16 protein-coding genes are annotated in these 15,372 nt (G+C 36.2%); 11 read left to right on the top strand and 5 right to left on the bottom strand.

Annotated features, from left to right (window positions below):
* Positions 1-232: 232 nt before the first annotated feature.
* The 8 genes from serC to pyrF all read left to right on the top strand — a co-directional run bounded on the left by serC (position 233) and on the right by pyrF (position 8,185).
* Complete coding sequence (gene serC / locus Q4503_RS07025; protein WP_215974524.1) at positions 233-1,321, top strand: 3-phosphoserine/phosphohydroxythreonine transaminase; 1,089 nt, start codon at positions 233-235, stop codon at positions 1,319-1,321.
* A 1-nt stretch (position 1,322) separates the two neighbouring features.
* A complete protein-coding gene (aroA, locus tag Q4503_RS07020; protein WP_215974523.1) occupies positions 1,323-2,603 on the top strand; it encodes a 3-phosphoshikimate 1-carboxyvinyltransferase in 1,281 nt (426 codons plus the stop codon).
* Positions 2,604-2,688: 85 nt separating this feature from the next.
* Positions 2,689-3,369, top strand: a complete 681-nt coding sequence (gene cmk / locus Q4503_RS07015) for a (d)CMP kinase (RefSeq protein WP_303601815.1) — start codon at positions 2,689-2,691, stop codon at positions 3,367-3,369.
* A gap of 144 nt (positions 3,370-3,513) precedes the next feature.
* Complete coding sequence (rpsA, locus tag Q4503_RS07010) at positions 3,514-5,175, top strand: 30S ribosomal protein S1 (RefSeq protein WP_215974521.1); 1,662 nt, start codon at positions 3,514-3,516, stop codon at positions 5,173-5,175.
* 145 nt (positions 5,176-5,320) lie between these two features.
* Positions 5,321-5,608: an integration host factor subunit beta gene (ihfB, locus tag Q4503_RS07005; protein WP_215974520.1), complete on the top strand. Its 288-nt coding sequence runs from the start codon at positions 5,321-5,323 to the stop codon at positions 5,606-5,608.
* Between the two features lie 153 nt (positions 5,609-5,761).
* The gene (locus Q4503_RS07000; protein ID WP_215974519.1) at positions 5,762-6,007 is read left to right on the top strand and encodes a lipopolysaccharide assembly protein LapA domain-containing protein; all 246 of its coding nucleotides are present in this window, start codon (positions 5,762-5,764) and stop codon (positions 6,005-6,007) included.
* Between the two features lie 14 nt (positions 6,008-6,021).
* Positions 6,022-7,191, top strand: coding sequence for a lipopolysaccharide assembly protein LapB (lapB, locus tag Q4503_RS06995; protein ID WP_215974518.1), 1,170 nt, complete (start codon positions 6,022-6,024; stop codon positions 7,189-7,191).
* 301 nt (positions 7,192-7,492) lie between these two features.
* On the top strand, positions 7,493-8,185 hold the full coding sequence (pyrF, locus tag Q4503_RS06990; protein ID WP_215974517.1) for an orotidine-5'-phosphate decarboxylase: 693 nt from the start codon (positions 7,493-7,495) through the stop codon (positions 8,183-8,185).
* 253 nt (positions 8,186-8,438) lie between these two features.
* Here the strand turns inward: pyrF and gap are convergent, their stop codons facing one another.
* Entirely contained in the window at positions 8,439-9,443 is a 1,005-nt protein-coding gene (gene gap, locus Q4503_RS06985) for a type I glyceraldehyde-3-phosphate dehydrogenase (RefSeq protein WP_215974516.1), read from the bottom strand.
* A 353-nt stretch (positions 9,444-9,796) separates the two neighbouring features.
* Between gap and gndA the strand changes: the two genes are divergently transcribed.
* The 3 genes from gndA (at position 9,797) to Q4503_RS06970 (ending at position 13,744) form a co-directional block, all read left to right on the top strand.
* On the top strand, positions 9,797-11,326 hold the full coding sequence (gene gndA / locus Q4503_RS06980; protein ID WP_215974515.1) for an NADP-dependent phosphogluconate dehydrogenase: 1,530 nt from the start codon (positions 9,797-9,799) through the stop codon (positions 11,324-11,326).
* Positions 11,327-11,381: 55 nt separating this feature from the next.
* Positions 11,382-11,753 carry a peptide-methionine (R)-S-oxide reductase MsrB gene (msrB, locus tag Q4503_RS06975; RefSeq protein WP_303601814.1) on the top strand — a complete coding sequence of 124 codons (372 nt, stop codon included), beginning with the start codon at positions 11,382-11,384 and terminating at the stop codon, positions 11,751-11,753.
* A gap of 539 nt (positions 11,754-12,292) precedes the next feature.
* Entirely contained in the window at positions 12,293-13,744 is a 1,452-nt protein-coding gene (locus Q4503_RS06970; protein WP_215974513.1) for a glyceraldehyde-3-phosphate dehydrogenase, read from the top strand.
* Positions 13,745-13,890: 146 nt separating this feature from the next.
* Here the strand turns inward: Q4503_RS06970 and Q4503_RS06965 are convergent, their stop codons facing one another.
* From Q4503_RS06965 to tusD, 4 genes are read right to left on the bottom strand one after another with little or no spacing between them, the layout of a single operon-like run.
* Positions 13,891-14,223 (bottom strand): TusE/DsrC/DsvC family sulfur relay protein, encoded by a 333-nt coding sequence (locus Q4503_RS06965; RefSeq protein WP_303601813.1) that lies wholly within the window; start codon positions 14,221-14,223, stop codon positions 13,891-13,893.
* A complete protein-coding gene (tusB, locus tag Q4503_RS06960; RefSeq protein ID WP_303601812.1) occupies positions 14,214-14,543 on the bottom strand; it encodes a sulfurtransferase complex subunit TusB in 330 nt (109 codons plus the stop codon). Before tusB ends, Q4503_RS06965 begins: the two co-directional genes overlap by 10 nt.
* Positions 14,544-14,599: 56 nt before the next feature.
* Positions 14,600-14,971: a sulfurtransferase complex subunit TusC gene (gene tusC / locus Q4503_RS06955; RefSeq protein ID WP_303601811.1), complete on the bottom strand. Its 372-nt coding sequence runs from the start codon at positions 14,969-14,971 to the stop codon at positions 14,600-14,602.
* Complete coding sequence (gene tusD / locus Q4503_RS06950) at positions 14,971-15,369, bottom strand: sulfurtransferase complex subunit TusD (RefSeq protein WP_252727695.1); 399 nt, start codon at positions 15,367-15,369, stop codon at positions 14,971-14,973. The genes tusC and tusD overlap by 1 nt, the downstream gene beginning before the upstream one ends.
* Between the last annotated feature and the right edge of the window lie 3 nt (positions 15,370-15,372).

Raw genomic sequence — 15,372 nt, 5'->3', positions numbered from 1 at the left:
ATGTGACTTATTAGGATAATGCAGGAGCAATTATCCTGATGGTAAAGAGCGTGTATGTTCAAGAGGAGCAGTATTTTGCGGTGCCATGTCGTTACAAGGAGGTAACTTATTAGGATTATGCAAGGAGCAATTATCCTGATGGCAAAGCACGTGTATGTTCAGGATGAACGGTATATCAAGTGTATATTTTAAGGCTTGATAAGTTAAAGTCACCTATTTTGAGAAAAAGATAATGTCAGAAATATTTAATTTTTGTGCGGGTCCAGCAATGTTACCTAAGCCGGTAATGGCAAAAGCACAAAAAGAGTTTATTCATTGGAATAATACAGGTAGCTCAGTAATGGAGCTAAGTCATCGTAGTAGTGTATATATGGCTATGGCTGCAAAAGCTGAAGCAGATTTACGTGAACTTATGGCTATCCCAAGCAATTATAAAGTATTATTTTGCCATGGTGGCGGACGAGGTCAATTCTCAGCGGTACCGCTAAACTTATTGCCACCAGGTAAATCTGCTGATTATATCGTGAATGGTTCATGGTCAAAAGCGGCAGCTATTGAAGCGCAAAACTTCGGTGAAATTAATGTGATTAATATTCGAGAAGAGCATTCTGATGGTGAAATAAGCTTAATGCCGAGTGAACAATGGCCACTCAATAGTGATGCTGCTTATGTTCATTACTGTCCGAATGAAACGGTTGATGGCATTGAAATTAATGATGTACCTGATACCAATGGCATTCCACTTGTTGCTGATATGTCATCAACTATCTTATCTCATGAAATAGATGTCACTAAATTTGGTGTGATTTATGCTGGAGCTCAGAAAAACATTGGACCTTCAGGGTTAACAATTGTCATTGTTCGTGAAGATTTACTTGGGAATGCACAAAAAGCAACACCTTGTATTATGAATTACGAAACTTCAGCCAATAATGATTCTATGTATAACACGCCACCAACGTATGCATGGTATTTAGCAGGATTAGTTTTTCAATGGCTTAAAGCACTAGGTGGAGTGAGCGCCATAGCTAAAGTCAATCAGGCTAAAGCTGAATTGTTGTACCAAACAATCGATGCCAGTGATTTTTATCAAAACACTGTTGAACACAAGTATCGTAGTAAAATGAATATCCCATTTTGGCTTAAAGATGAAAGCTTAAATGAAACGTTTTTAGCACAAGCTGAACAACAAGGCTTAATGGCTTTACAAGGTCATAGAATTGTCGGTGGTATGCGTGCAAGTATATACAATGCAATGCCAATTGAAGGTGTGCAAGCGTTGGTTGATTTTATGCAAGAATTTGAAAAGGGGAATAAGTAGTATGGAGCAGTTAACATTACAGCCAATTGGCAAGATTAACGGCGAGATTTTCTTACCAGGCTCAAAAAGCTTATCTAATCGTGCATTGCTAATTGCCGCATTGGCTAATGGCGTGACTAAAATTACTAACTTACTTGTTAGTGAAGATATTGAGCATATGCTTAACGCATTAACAACACTTGGTATTAAATACACGTTAAGTGATTGTGGTACAGAATGTACTGTTGTTGGCAATAATGGCTTTTTTAAAACAGATAAACCTTTAGACTTATATTTGGGTAATGCAGGTACTGCAATGCGTCCATTATGTGCTGCATTAGCTGCCAGTGAAGGGGAATTTGTTTTAACAGGTGAACCACGAATGAAAGAGCGACCTATTGGTCATTTGGTTGATGCACTTGCACAACTTGGTGCTGGTATAGAGTACCTTGAAAATAAAGATTACCCACCAGTAAAAATATCTGGTAAAGCGTTAACAGGTAAAACTGTTAGTATTGATGGTTCAATTTCAAGCCAGTTTTTAACAGCGATATTAATGGTTGCCCCTTTATTAGCAACAGACACCAATATCGAAATTGAAGGTGAATTAGTTTCTAAGCCATATATAGATATTACACTTAATATCATGAGTCGATTTGGCGTGGATGTGCAAAATAATAACTATCAATCCTTTATCGTTACAGGTAACCAATCATACCAAGCTGTTGAAAAGTACATGGTTGAAGGGGATGCCTCTTCAGCGTCATACTTTTTAGCTGCCGGTGCAATTAAAGGTGGAAAAGTTACAGTACATGGTGTTGGAACATTAAGTGTTCAAGGTGATAAACATTTTGCCGATGTGCTTGAAAAAATGGGTGCAGAAGTTACTTGGGCTGATGAATCAATCAGTGTTGTAGGTAAACCATTGACGGCAGTTGATATGGATATGAATCATATCCCTGACGCTGCAATGACTATTGCAACAGCGGCACTTTTTGCGAAAGGTACAACAACCATTCGTAATATTTATAATTGGCGAGTAAAAGAAACTGATAGATTAACTGCTATGGCAACAGAGCTTAGAAAGGTAGGGGCAGAAGTAATAGAGGGTGAAGATTTTATTACTATAACTCCGCCAGCTTCATTAAAGCATGCTGAAATTGATACTTATAATGATCATCGTGTCGCTATGTGTTTTTCGCTTGTGGCATTAAGTGATACACCTGTCACTATCAATGACCCTAAATGTACGGCGAAAACATTTCCTGACTACTTTGACAAATTAGCACAAGTTTCTTGTTAAACAGGTTACAAAATATTTTTTTTGGCGATTTTAATACATAAATCCAGTATAATTCTGCCGATTTTTGAGATAAGGAGAAATATGTATGCTGGAAAGCATTCCCGTCATTACTATTGATGGCCCAAGTGGTGCAGGCAAAGGAACTGTTGCCAGAATTGTTGCTGAACAGCTTGGTTGGCACCTACTCGATAGTGGTGCTATCTATCGTGTACTTGCTGTAGCAACCCAACATCATCATGTTAATCTTGATGATGAAGAACACTTGATTCCTATGGCAGCGCACCTTGATGTACAATTTGAAATAACGGGTGAAGGCGAAAGTAAAGTTATTTTAGAAGGTGAAGATGTTACTGACACCATTCGAACAGAGGAGATTGGTGCTTTAGCATCAAAAGTTGCTGCTTTTCCGCGTGTTCGTGAAGCTTTATTACGTAGACAGCGTGCATTTAGTGTTGCTCCTGGGTTAGTTGCTGATGGTCGCGATATGGGAACTGTTGTTTTCTCTAAAGCACCAGTGAAGGTTTTTTTGACGGCTAGTGCAGAAGAAAGAGCAGAACGCCGATTTAATCAGTTGAAAGAGAAGGGCTTTGATGTTAAAATCGGGCGCCTTTTGAATGACATACGTCAACGAGATGAAAGAGATAGCAACCGAGAAGTCGCTCCTCTTATTCCCGCAGAAGGTGCGTTAATTATTGATTCTACTGGCCTTTCTATACAAGAAGTGGTCAATAAAGTCCTTTCATTTGCGAATGGAAAGTTAACATAAACCCTTATTTTTTTTATTGATGTTGAAAAACTAAATAAAAATAAATTTAACTAAAGCCTACGTCATGGATGTACCGAGGCTAAATTAATAACCCCATGAAACAATGATGTTGACTGGATTAATAACTGAGTTAATAGACAAGTTATGATGGAAAATTTTGCAGAACTTTTTGAAGAAAGTTTAAAAGAAATCGAAACTCGCCCGGGTTCAATTATCCGTGGCACAATCGTTAAAGTAACCAAAGACAACGTAATTGTTGACGCTGGTCTTAAATCTGAGAGTGTAATCTCAATCGACCAATTCAAAAACGCTGCTGGCGAAGTTGAAGCGGTTGTTGGTGATGAAGTAGATGTATCGCTTAAAGCTACAGATGATGGTTTCGGTGAAACTATACTTTCACGTGACGATGCTAAACGTCACGAAGCATGGCAAGTACTTGAAAAAGCTTACGAAGAAAAAGAAACTATTATCGGTGTTATCAACGGTAAAGTTAAAGGTGGTTTCACGGTTGAAGTTAGCAATATTCGCGCTTTCTTACCGGGTTCATTAGTTGATGTACGTCCAGTACGTGACACAGCTCACCTTGAAGGTAAAGATTTAGAATTCAAAGTTATTAAGCTTGATCAAAAGCGTAATAACGTAGTTGTTTCACGTCGTGCTGTTATCGAAGCAGAAGGTAGTGCAGAACGTGATGAATTACTAGAGTCATTAGCGGAAGGCCAAGAAGTTAAAGGTATCGTTAAAAACCTTACTGATTACGGTGCATTCGTAGACTTAGGCGGCATTGACGGCCTACTTCACATCACAGATATGGCTTGGAAACGCGTTAAGCACCCAAGTGAAATCGTAAATGTTGGTGATGAAATTCAAGTTAAAGTATTGAAATTTGACCGTGAGCGCACTCGTGTATCTCTAGGTATGAAGCAGTTAGGCGAAGATCCATGGGTAGCAATTGCTAACCGTTATCCAGAAGGTTCTAAACTTTCTGGTCGTGTAACTAACTTAACTGACTACGGTTGTTTCGTTGAAATCCAAGAAGGCGTTGAAGGTTTAGTTCACGTTTCTGAAATGGATTGGACTAACAAAAACATCCACCCATCTAAAGTTGTTAACTTAGGTGACACTGTTGAAGTACTAGTATTAGAAATTGACGAAGAACGTCGTCGTATTTCTTTAGGTCTTAAACAATGTATCGCTAACCCTTGGGAAGAGTTTGCTAAAAACTTCAACAAAGGTGATAAAGTATCAGGTAAGATTAAGTCAATCACTGACTTCGGTATCTTCATTGGTCTTGATGGCGGCATAGATGGTTTAGTTCACTTATCTGATATTTCATGGGCTGGCGGTGAAGAAGCTGTTCGTGATTATAAGAAAGGCGATGAAATCACTGCTATCGTTCTTCAAGTTGACCCTGAGCGTGAGCGTATCTCTCTTGGTGTTAAACAAGCTGAAGATGACCCGTTCAACATGTACTTAACTGATAAGAAGAAAGGTACTATCGTTACTGGTAAAGTAACTGAAGTTGACGCTAAAGGCGCTACAATTGAGTTAGCTGAAAGTGTTGAAGGTTACTTACGTGTTAGCGACATTTCTGTAGAGCGTATCGAAGATGCATCTACAGTAATTAAAGTTGGTGATGACGTTGAAGCTAAGTTTATGGGTGTGGATCGTAAGAACCGTACTATCAGCTTATCTATCAAAGCAAAAGATCAAGCAGAAGAACGTGATGCAATGGAAAACCTAAACCAAGTTGAAGAAACTGGTTTAAGTGCTATGGCTGCTGCGTTTAAAAATGCTAAAAACTAATATCTTGTAACAAGATACTAATTTTATTTTTTGCACTTTTTATAGATTGTATTACACTATAAAAAGACTAGGGGAGGAGAATGTTATTATTCTCCTCTTATATTAACCTCATTAGCACGATGCTAGATGAATACTGGAGGGTCATATGACCAAATCAGAACTCATTGAAAAACTAGGTGATAAATTCAGCCATTTATCAGCTAGAGATGTAGAACAATCGATTAAAGAAATCTTAGAATTAATGGCGCAATCTTTATCTAAAGGAGAACGCATTGAAATTAGAGGGTTTGGTAGTTTTTCATTACATTATCGTGCTCCTAGAGTTGGTAGAAACCCAAAAACAGGTGAATCAGTTGAGTTAAGTGGTAAATACGTACCTCACTTTAAACCTGGTAAAGAGTTACGAGAAAGAGTTAATCTTTCAGCTGCTTAATCGCTGCATCATTGTAAGCTCATTGCAAAAGCAAGAAAAAAATTGGATAATAAACGGTATACTTTAGTATGCCGTTTTTTTTTGGTAATTATTTTTTATATTCGAAAGACGCTTACGTAATTTCACCAACAACTTCAAGCGAGACAGTCCAACGTGCGAATTTATTTTACTCTTTTATTAGTTCTAATTTTACTCGCCATTGCTTTTGTTTTTGGTAGCCAAAATGATCAAATAATTTCATTAAATTATTTGATCGCTAGAATTGAGCTTTCTATTGCAGCAGCTGTTAGCTTATTTACCGGGATTGGTTTTTTTCTTGGTTTGTTAGCAACCATTATTTGGCGATTGATCCGCAAGGGTAAAAAGTCTTTAGCCAAAAACCGCTCAACTGAAATATAGAAATAAGTAACCAAATGATAGAGCTCCTTTTCTTACTACTCCCAGTAGCTATGGCCTATGGCTGGTTTATGGGAAGAAATAGCATAAAGCAAAAAGATCAAACCATTAAACAAGACTTGTCTATCAAGTACTCCACCGGACTAAACTACTTACTTTCTAATCAAAAAGATAAAGCAATAGACTCACTGCTTGATGCATTAAAAGTTGAAGATGATAGTGTGGAAGCACATTTTGCCATGGCTAATCTCTTTCGTAAAAGAGGTGAATTGGATAGAGCATTAAAAGTACATGAACATTTAGTTCGTCATGGCAACCTACCTACAAAAGACAAACAACAAGCAGTCTACGAGTTAGGTAAAGATTTTTTAAGTGCAGGTCTATATGATCGTGCAGAAAAAATGTTTAATAAATTATTAAAATCTCCTGATTATGGACTGAAATCATTAACTTATTTGCTGCAAATATTTCAATCTACTAAAGATTGGCAACGTGGTATTAGTCATAAAAAATTAGCCATTAAATTTAATGATAAACGTTTATTACATACGTTAGCTAATTTTTATTGTGAACAAGCAACAACTGCTTTTGAGCAAGATAAATTTATTGAGGTAATTGAATTACTTGAACAAGCACTCAAGTTGGATCCTAATTCTTGCCGTGCTAATTGGTTGATGGCTAAGATTTATGAAAATCATAAGCAGTGCGAGTTAGCGGGAAAATGTTATCAAGATATCTATACACAGGATAAAGATTTCTTTCCTGACGTTATCGATCAAATGCATCAATGTTATCTTGACCTTGATGCTAGTGATGAATTTTTTAGTTTTATTAAAAAAGTTTATGATGAAACGGCAAGTTCCAGTGCGCTTATTTCTTATTTAAGTCATGTTGAAAAAAAACATGGCAATAAAAAAGCTAAAGAGTTTTTATTATCAGCACTTAAACGCAGACCCACTATTCGAGGCTTTAAACACCTAGTTAAAATGGAAATGAGCCAAAGTGACCAAATAGAGAACAAGGCTAGTTTAGATTTAATAAAAGATCTAATCAGTGAATATTTAAAACTTAAACACAGGTATAGTTGTCGTAGTTGTGGTTTTAATAGTTCGACCCATTATTGGTCTTGTCCATCATGTCACGAATGGGAACAGCTTAAGCCAGTTCGAGGCCTTGAAGGTGAATAATTTAATCTTTCTTTGTTCTAAAGCTCAATAACTGCATCGGAAGTACTCATTGACTGTCGTCAACTCCGTGCTTTCTCTTTGCTCTTGAACTATAGAACTTTGAAAGAAGTCATTATTAATAAAATGATCGTAATTTAGTTAAGCAGTTAAGTAAATAAAGTCGACTAATTTAACATTGTTATTATAAGTTTTAAATAACACGTCCTTCGGTTGTGTCTTAAGTCGGAATCTATAGCTATTAACATAAATTATACTGTAAGAGCGACATTGTCGCGTGAAAGAATTGAAAATAGGAACTCCCATGTTTGACCCAAAAGTTGTTGTCGCTTTAGACTTTGATAAAAAAAATGATGCTTTGTCGTTTGTAGACAGAATTTCTCCGACAGAGTGCAAACTTAAGGTAGGCAAAGAAATGTTTACCTACTTTGGTCCAGATTTTGTTAAAACGTTAACAGGGAAGGGCTTTGATGTCTTTCTTGATTTAAAGTTTCACGACATTCCTAATACCGTGGCAAAAGCGGTAACGGCTGCGGCTGACTTAGGTGTTTGGATGGTTAATGTACATGCTAGTGGTGGTAGTCAAATGATGACTAAAGCAAAACAAGCATTAGATAACTATGGCAACGATGCACCACTGTTAATTGCAGTTACGGTATTAACTAGTATGGCACAAGATGACTTAACAGGTTTAGGTATTAATAAAACACCAGCAGAGCAAGTTAACTTTTTAGCAAAATTAACTAAACAAAGTGGCCTTGATGGCGTCGTTTGTTCAGCATGGGAAGCAGAACAATTAAAGCATGATTTAGGTAAAGAGTTTAAATTGATCACGCCAGGAATAAGACCTGAAGGCTCAGCACAAGACGATCAACAACGTATTATGACCCCAAAACAAGCTATTGATGTTGGTGTCGATTATTTGGTGATCGGACGTCCTATTACTAAAGCGGCTGATCCACAATTAGTTTTACAACAAATTAACGCCTCAATTTAATTTTTAACTTATTTTCAGGTTTACTCCTGAAAATTAAGATAGTAAATTCTCCTTTATTGAAAGAGTTTAGTTATAAGATTTATCTTATGGTTAAACTCTTTGTTCGCATTGATATTCGCTATAGCAGTATGGGTTAATGCTAGTTGATAGAGATTCTTCTATTTGAAATAAAAGTCGTTATTTAATATTTTAAGCAAAAAAAACCAGGTAATTAAATTACCTGGTTTGATATTTTTCTTATGATAAATAAAAGTTATTTTTCGTATTGACTGATGAAAGCAACAAGATCTAATACCTTGTTTGAGTAACCAATTTCATTATCGTACCAAGATACAACTTTCACAAAAGTATCAGTTAAAGCAATACCTGCTTTAGCATCAAATACTGAAGTACATACTTCACCAACAAAGTCATTAGAAACAACAGCATCTTCTGTGTAATCTAAAATACCTTTTAATTCACCTTGAGAAGCCGATTTCATTGCTTCACAAATTTCAGCATAAGTAGCTGGTTTTTCAAGGTTAACTGTTAAATCAACTACAGAAACATCAGGAGTAGGTACACGGAATGCCATACCAGTTAACTTACCATTCAATGCTGGAATAACTTTACCTACAGCTTTTGCTGCACCTGTTGAAGATGGAATGATGTTTTGGCCAGCACCACGACCACCACGCCAATCTTTAGCAGAAGGGCTATCTACAGTTTTTTGAGTTGCTGTAGTCGCATGAACTGTTGTCATTAGGCCATCTTTAATGCCCCAGTTATCATTTAATACTTTTGCAATTGGCGCCAAGCAGTTAGTGGTACAAGAAGCATTAGATACCACATCTTGTCCTGCATATTCAGCTAAATTAACACCACAAACAAACATCGGCGTATCATCTTTAGAAGGTGCCGAAAGCACAACTTTTTTAGCGCCAGCTTCAATATGTTTACGTGCTGTTTCGTCTGTTAAGAACAAACCTGTTGATTCAACTACAACATCAACATCGATTTCATTCCATTTTAAATCAGCAGGATTACGCTCTGCCGTAACACGTACTACTTTATCGTTAACGATAAGTTGTCCGTCAACAACATCAACAGTACCATTAAAACGACCATGCGTTGAATCATATTTCAACATGTATGCCATGTAATCAATATCAATTAAATCATTAATACCAACTACTTCAATATCATCTCTTGCTGCAGCAGCACGAAATACGAAACGACCAATACGGCCAAAACCATTTATACCTATTTTAATTGTCATAGAACTCTCCCAGAAACTCAATATGTAGTAAAATTACATCATTTTAGGAAAAATTCAAGTTAAAGTTTGCATATATGACGTAAAATGTCATTTTAAGTTAATTATTTACATGTTTTTGCTAATAAATAGATATTTATTGTAGAATATTTCAGAATATGTAGCTTTATTCGCTATTTTCATGATTTAGCAATAGCTGCATGTTAGAATAATGTTATTCCGATGTACCTTTTATATTTTATCTTTGGGAAATAAAGATCAAAATCGTTACATCAGTATAAGCTTCATATAGTAAAATTTATCAATATCAAGTCAACACATTAGTGTAGAGCATTAATCTTTAGGAAAATAATTTTATGACACAGGATAAAATTTTGTGTGACATCGGTTTTATTGGCTTAGGCGTTATGGGTAAAAACCTTGTACTGAATCTTGCCGATAATGGCTACAATATAGCAGCTTTTGATTTATCAGCAGAAAAAGTTCAAAGCGTTATTGAGCAAGATAAAGAGGAAAACACAACGGGTTTACCTCGTGTTTATGGATGCTCATCCTACACTGAATTATTAGCTCAGTTAAAGGCACCTCACCTTATTGTGTTGAGTGTTCCTGCTGGCTCGCCTGTTGATCAAGTTTGTGAGAGTTTAATTGGTGCTGGAGTTCAGCCAGACGATATTGTTATTGATACAGGCAATAGCCTTTGGGTTGATACCGTTGCTCGTGAACAAAAATATAAAAATAATTTTTTATTATTTTCTTCAGCTGTTTCAGGAGGAGAAGTTGGAGCACGTTTTGGACCTTCATTAATGCCAAGTGGTTCACCTTATGCTTGGACTCGGGTTAAACCTATTTGGGAAGCCATTTCAGCTAAAGTTGATGCAAATACAGGCAAGCCTATTGAACGAACAAAACCAGGCCAAGTTGTTACTGAAGGTGAACCTTGTGCCACTTATATTGGGCCTGCTGGTGCAGGGCATTATGTTAAAATGGTGCATAATGGTATTGAATATGCGGACATGCAAATTATTTGTGAAGCCTATCATATTCTAAAATCCGGTTTGGGTTTATCTTCTGATGAAATAGCTGATATTTTTGAAAACTGGAATGGTGGTTTACTTGATAGTTATTTAATGGAAATTAGTGTGGAAGTGCTTCGCCATAAATCAGTTGATACAGGCACAACACTTATTGATCTTATCCTTGATAAAGCGGGACAAAAAGGTACGGGTCTGTGGACCGCGATGAGTAGTTTAGAGGTAGGTTGTCCAGCACCTACTATTGCTCAAGCCGTTTATGCTCGTTCAATTTCATCATTTAAAGATTTACGTGTTAAGGCATCCACAATATTAAGTGGACCAGCAGAGACAAGCTTATCAAGCCAAGAACAACATGATTATATCGAACAACTGCATGATGCTATTTACTGCGCTAAAATGTGTGCGTACGCACAAGGTTTTCAGCTAATGAAATTAGCTGCGAAAGAACATGGTTGGACGCTTGATTTTGCTAATATTGCAAAAATTTGGCGTGCTGGGTGTATTATTCGAGCGACATTTTTACAATCTATTGTTCAAGCCTATGCAAGAGATGAAAACCTAGATAACTTACTATTAGACAGTTTTTTTGCTGAGCAGTTGAACACACGTCAGCTTAATTGGCGTAAAGCTATCTGTGGTGCCACTATGTTTGGTATACCTAATGGTGCCCTTTCATCTGCATTATCATATTATGACTCTATACGTAGTGAAATGTTGCCAGCAAATTTATTGCAAGGGCAACGAGATTTTTTTGGTGCGCATACTTTTGAGCGTCTTGATAAAGCGGATGGCAAAAAATATCATGTTGAATGGTCTACTGCAGAGCGTAAAACGGTTGTTGTAGACTAGTTTTAGGTACCAAAATACATATTAATAAGGTTTATAGCCTTTAGGAGAAATATTGATGGACGATCATTATAAAGATAAACTAAGTGAAGACGCTTACAAAGTTTGCCGTTTAGCTGCAACAGAGCAGCCCTTTTCGGGTATTTATAATGATCATTGGCTATCAGGTACTTATTTGTGTGCTTGTTGCGATAAACCTTTATTTAATAGTGACAGTAAATTCAATGCTGGTTGTGGTTGGCCTAGCTTTTCTTCTTCTATCGCAGGCAATGTTGCCTACTTTGAAGATGAAACTCATAATATGAGCCGTACAGAAATACAATGTAAGGATTGTCAGTCACACCTTGGTCATGTATTTGACGACGGACCTATGCCAACCGGCAAAAGATATTGTGTGAATTCGCTCAGTTTAACTTTTAAAAACAATTAAGCATTACTATCTCTAAGCATATAATTATCTCTACCATTTTACTGTTAATGGCTGCGAACAAAATGACTCACATCTTGGTGAGTCATTTATACAATCACTTTGTGTCACAACCTTAAATTACCATTCCTTATAGCAAATAATTTAACGGTTTCCATCGCCTAAAGGAAATCGTTTACTACAATGCCTATCAAAGAAAACAACGTATAATATTATTTATAGAATAACGAAGATAAATGAATAAAATAACGCGTTGATAAAGATTGTCTATTCTAAGGGGTGACCTATAAATTTTAATTGTATATCAATAATATTGATCTATTACCTTAAAATCAGGCTAGGTAATAACGAATTAATAGCGTTGTAATAATTGTAGTTTTTCTCATTAAATTATTATGTAACCTATAGAGAAATATTACGTCTTGCATTACAATATGCCAAAATTAATTATCCACCTTAGTCTAGTTTTATATTTTTTTTAATTAGTCTAAGATTATTTTATTAAACTCTCGCTCAATCACTTGAAATATAAGGCTTAACTAATGACGTCTCATCTTGAGGAAGAATATCAGATCAGCTGGCAAGAACGCCAAACTTTCGCAGAAAATATGCAACCAATCATTGGTCAATTATTTAGAAATAAAGGAATTGAAATATCTGTTTATGGTAGACCGTTATTAAATGCTTCTCCTATTGATATCATTAAAGCGCATAAATCCGTTGCTTTACATGAAGAAAGCAAACTACGTTTACGTGAAAGTTTTCCATTTGTTGAAGCGTTAAGCAAAATGTCATTGGCTCCTGCACGTATTGATGTAGGTAAATTGGCATATCGTTACTTATTTAAAGAGCAGTCTAATGGCTTGTCTATTGAGCAATATTTAGAAAAAGAATTAGAAACAGTCAATACAACAAATAATGTAGATCAAGGGCAAGATGTTGTTTTATATGGTTTTGGACGTATTGGCAGACTACTTGCTCGTTTGTTAATTGAGCAAACAGGTCCTAATGCTAAATTAAATCTTCGTGCTATTGTATTACGTCCAAGTAAAGGCGGAGACGACCTAGAAAAACGTGCAAGTTTACTACGTAGAGACTCTGTGCATGGCGCATTCAATGGTAGCATTACTATTGATAAAGAAAATAATGTCATCAAAGCCAATGGCGCTTTTATTAAAGTTATTTATGCAAATTCACCTTCAGAAGTAAACTACATTGAGCATGACATTAACAATGCTCTTGTTGTTGATAATACTGGTATCTGGACTGATGAAGAGGGTTTAAGCCAACATTTACAATCTAAAGGTGTTGCTAAAGTTTTATTAACAGCCCCTGCTAAAGGTGATATCAAAAATATCGTTTATGGTGTTAATCAAAGTATGATTTTACCGGAAGATAAAATTGTTTCAGCTGCAAGTTGTACAACGAATGCGATTACTCCTGTTCTTAAAGCATTGAATGATGAATTTGGTATTCGTAATGGCCACGTTGAAACCATTCATTCTTATACAAATGATCAAAACTTAATTGATAATTATCATAAAGCGCCTCGTCGAGGTCGCAGTGCACCACTTAACATGGTTATCAGCACTACAGGTGCAGCAAAAGCGGTTGCAAAAGCGCTACCTGAACTGGCAGGTTTGTTAACGGGTAATGCTATTCGTGTTCCTACGCCAAATGTATCTATGGCTATTATGAACTTAAACCTGAAAAAAGAGACTGATAAAGATAGTTTAAACAACTATTTACGTGAGATGTCTTTAGAGTCTGATCTACAAAATCAAATTGATTATACTGCTTCAAACGAAATTGTTTCAACAGACTTAGTGGGCTCACGCTATGCGGGTGTTGTAGACTCACAAGCAACTATTGTTGATGGTGATCGTGCTGTTTTATACGTATGGTATGATAACGAGTTTGGTTATAGCTGTCAGGTAGTACGTGTTATGTTAGAAATGGCAGGTATTACAATTCCAACCTTACCAGTGAACTAGTAATAACATTAACTGAAAGTAACACATTGAAACGCCTTCATTAAATTGTAGGCGCTTTTTTATGCTTAACTTTTAGTTAATCGTTATGTAATGAAACACAATACGCTCGTTTAGCGTAGTCGGTTTATCTTGGTGGCTCTATAAAGCTATAAACAGCGTTTAGGTTTAGGTAAACCCGCATATTTAGTGGCTTGTTTAGCGGGTCCGTCAGGAAATAAACGAAAAAGATAACGGCTATTGGCTTTATCCTCACCAAACTCAGCTTTCATTGCTTTTGTTAGGGCTCTTATTGCTGGAGATGTGTTATAGGTTAAGTAAAACTGACGAACAAAATTGATTATTTCCCAGTGTTCAGTTGTCAGTGTAAAACCATCTTGATCTGCGATTATTTGTGCTAAATCGGATTGCCATTGAGTGTAATCTAATAGGTAACCTTGTTTGTCAGTATCAATTTGTATGCCTTTAAAGTCTATTGCCATGTTATCACTCTGTCATTTTCAAAAGTCAGTGAAACTAAATCTGTCATCTCAATTTTACTAAAAACTGCTTCATTGATCTTAATTGCCCGAGCATTAGCATGCTGCGCAATCACCTTTAATTTTATGTTAATTGCGCTTACATTGCTCTTAGATAAATTGTTATTTAAGTTATCGATTAAGTTGTTTGTTAAATGATGATGTAAGTTATAGCAGCCATCATCAATAAAAACGATGACATCGTTATCACCAAGTACTTGTAAGCATTGAGCATAATCATTGGTATTAAAAGCACTTTGACGAACAATATGTAGTGTAGTCATCAACGTAATTCCTTAGCGTTTATTCGTAAATTAGTATAATTATTAATAAATTAACACTAAAACCTGAAAATAGTATGGTGTGATGTTAATCGCTCTGCAAAGTCTCGTTGATTTAATACCTGTACTGCTTCAATATGAAAACTAGCAGGTAAATTCCGCTGTTCTAACGAGTTTTGGCATACGTAAATATCTTCAATATCGTAAAATTCAAAAGCTGAAAAGGTCTTAAGATAATCTTTCACGGCAATAGCCGAGCCATCTTGCCCTTGTACTAGCTGCCAAACACCATCCCCCTGAAAGAACAGTGATACAGGTTGTTCAAAAGAGCCAAAAACTAAGGCAATATCTACTGAATCCTTACCAGCGCTATCACTATAAGGGGCTTTACTATTCAGTATTGCGAGTGTTTTTAATGCGTGATCACTCATTACAGTTGCACCATCCTATCAGCCTTTGTCGTAAGTTCAACTAACTCTCCTAAACCTGAAACAGTAAAAATTGCGTGAATAGAGTCATTGTGTTCATCACTTATGCCGCGTTTTTCTGCTGCCGTAATACAAAGATGTAAGGGGAGGTTATAGGTGTGGTGTAATCGTTGCCAATGTTGTATTGCTTGAAATTCATCACTGGCTATTTGGATATTTTTACTCGCATGCATAACTCCGTCCTGATAAAAGAAAACCCCCACAAGCTCAATATTACTTTTTAGCGCAGTTTCAATATAGTCAAGTGCTGTAACACTTAGATTACTATAAGGGGAGGTGGTGACAAGAACGGCAAGTTTCTTCACGATTAAAATCTCTATTTGTCTATTAATAAACGTCATATA

It is taken from the genome of Colwellia sp. 6_MG-2023, from assembly GCF_030547765.1.
Classification (GTDB): Bacteria; Pseudomonadota; Gammaproteobacteria; order Enterobacterales; family Alteromonadaceae; genus Colwellia.
This window is presented reverse-complemented; position numbering and strand designations above follow the sequence as displayed.

Excerpts from the sequence above, each read along its gene's own strand:
- pyrF (WP_215974517.1), top strand. The coding sequence starts at position 7,493 with ATGTTTGACCCAAAAGTTGTTGTCGCTTTAGACTTTGATAAAAAAAAT.
- rpsA (WP_215974521.1), top strand. The coding sequence starts at position 3,514 with ATGATGGAAAATTTTGCAGAACTTTTTGAAGAAAGTTTAAAAGAAATC.
- Q4503_RS06970 (WP_215974513.1), top strand. The coding sequence starts at position 12,293 with ATGACGTCTCATCTTGAGGAAGAATATCAGATCAGCTGGCAAGAACGC.
- cmk (WP_303601815.1), top strand. The coding sequence starts at position 2,689 with ATGCTGGAAAGCATTCCCGTCATTACTATTGATGGCCCAAGTGGTGCA.
- gndA (WP_215974515.1), top strand. The coding sequence starts at position 9,797 with ATGACACAGGATAAAATTTTGTGTGACATCGGTTTTATTGGCTTAGGC.
- msrB (WP_303601814.1), top strand. The coding sequence starts at position 11,382 with ATGGACGATCATTATAAAGATAAACTAAGTGAAGACGCTTACAAAGTT.
- aroA (WP_215974523.1), top strand. The coding sequence starts at position 1,323 with ATGGAGCAGTTAACATTACAGCCAATTGGCAAGATTAACGGCGAGATT.
- ihfB (WP_215974520.1), top strand. The coding sequence starts at position 5,321 with ATGACCAAATCAGAACTCATTGAAAAACTAGGTGATAAATTCAGCCAT.
- tusD (WP_252727695.1), bottom strand. The coding sequence starts at position 15,369 with ATGACGTTTATTAATAGACAAATAGAGATTTTAATCGTGAAGAAACTT.
- Q4503_RS06965 (WP_303601813.1), bottom strand. The coding sequence starts at position 14,223 with ATGGCAATAGACTTTAAAGGCATACAAATTGATACTGACAAACAAGGT.
- tusC (WP_303601811.1), bottom strand. The coding sequence starts at position 14,971 with ATGAGTGATCACGCATTAAAAACACTCGCAATACTGAATAGTAAAGCC.
- tusB (WP_303601812.1), bottom strand. The coding sequence starts at position 14,543 with ATGACTACACTACATATTGTTCGTCAAAGTGCTTTTAATACCAATGAT.
- gap (WP_215974516.1), bottom strand. The coding sequence starts at position 9,443 with ATGACAATTAAAATAGGTATAAATGGTTTTGGCCGTATTGGTCGTTTC.
- serC (WP_215974524.1), top strand. The coding sequence starts at position 233 with ATGTCAGAAATATTTAATTTTTGTGCGGGTCCAGCAATGTTACCTAAG.
- lapB (WP_215974518.1), top strand. The coding sequence starts at position 6,022 with ATGATAGAGCTCCTTTTCTTACTACTCCCAGTAGCTATGGCCTATGGC.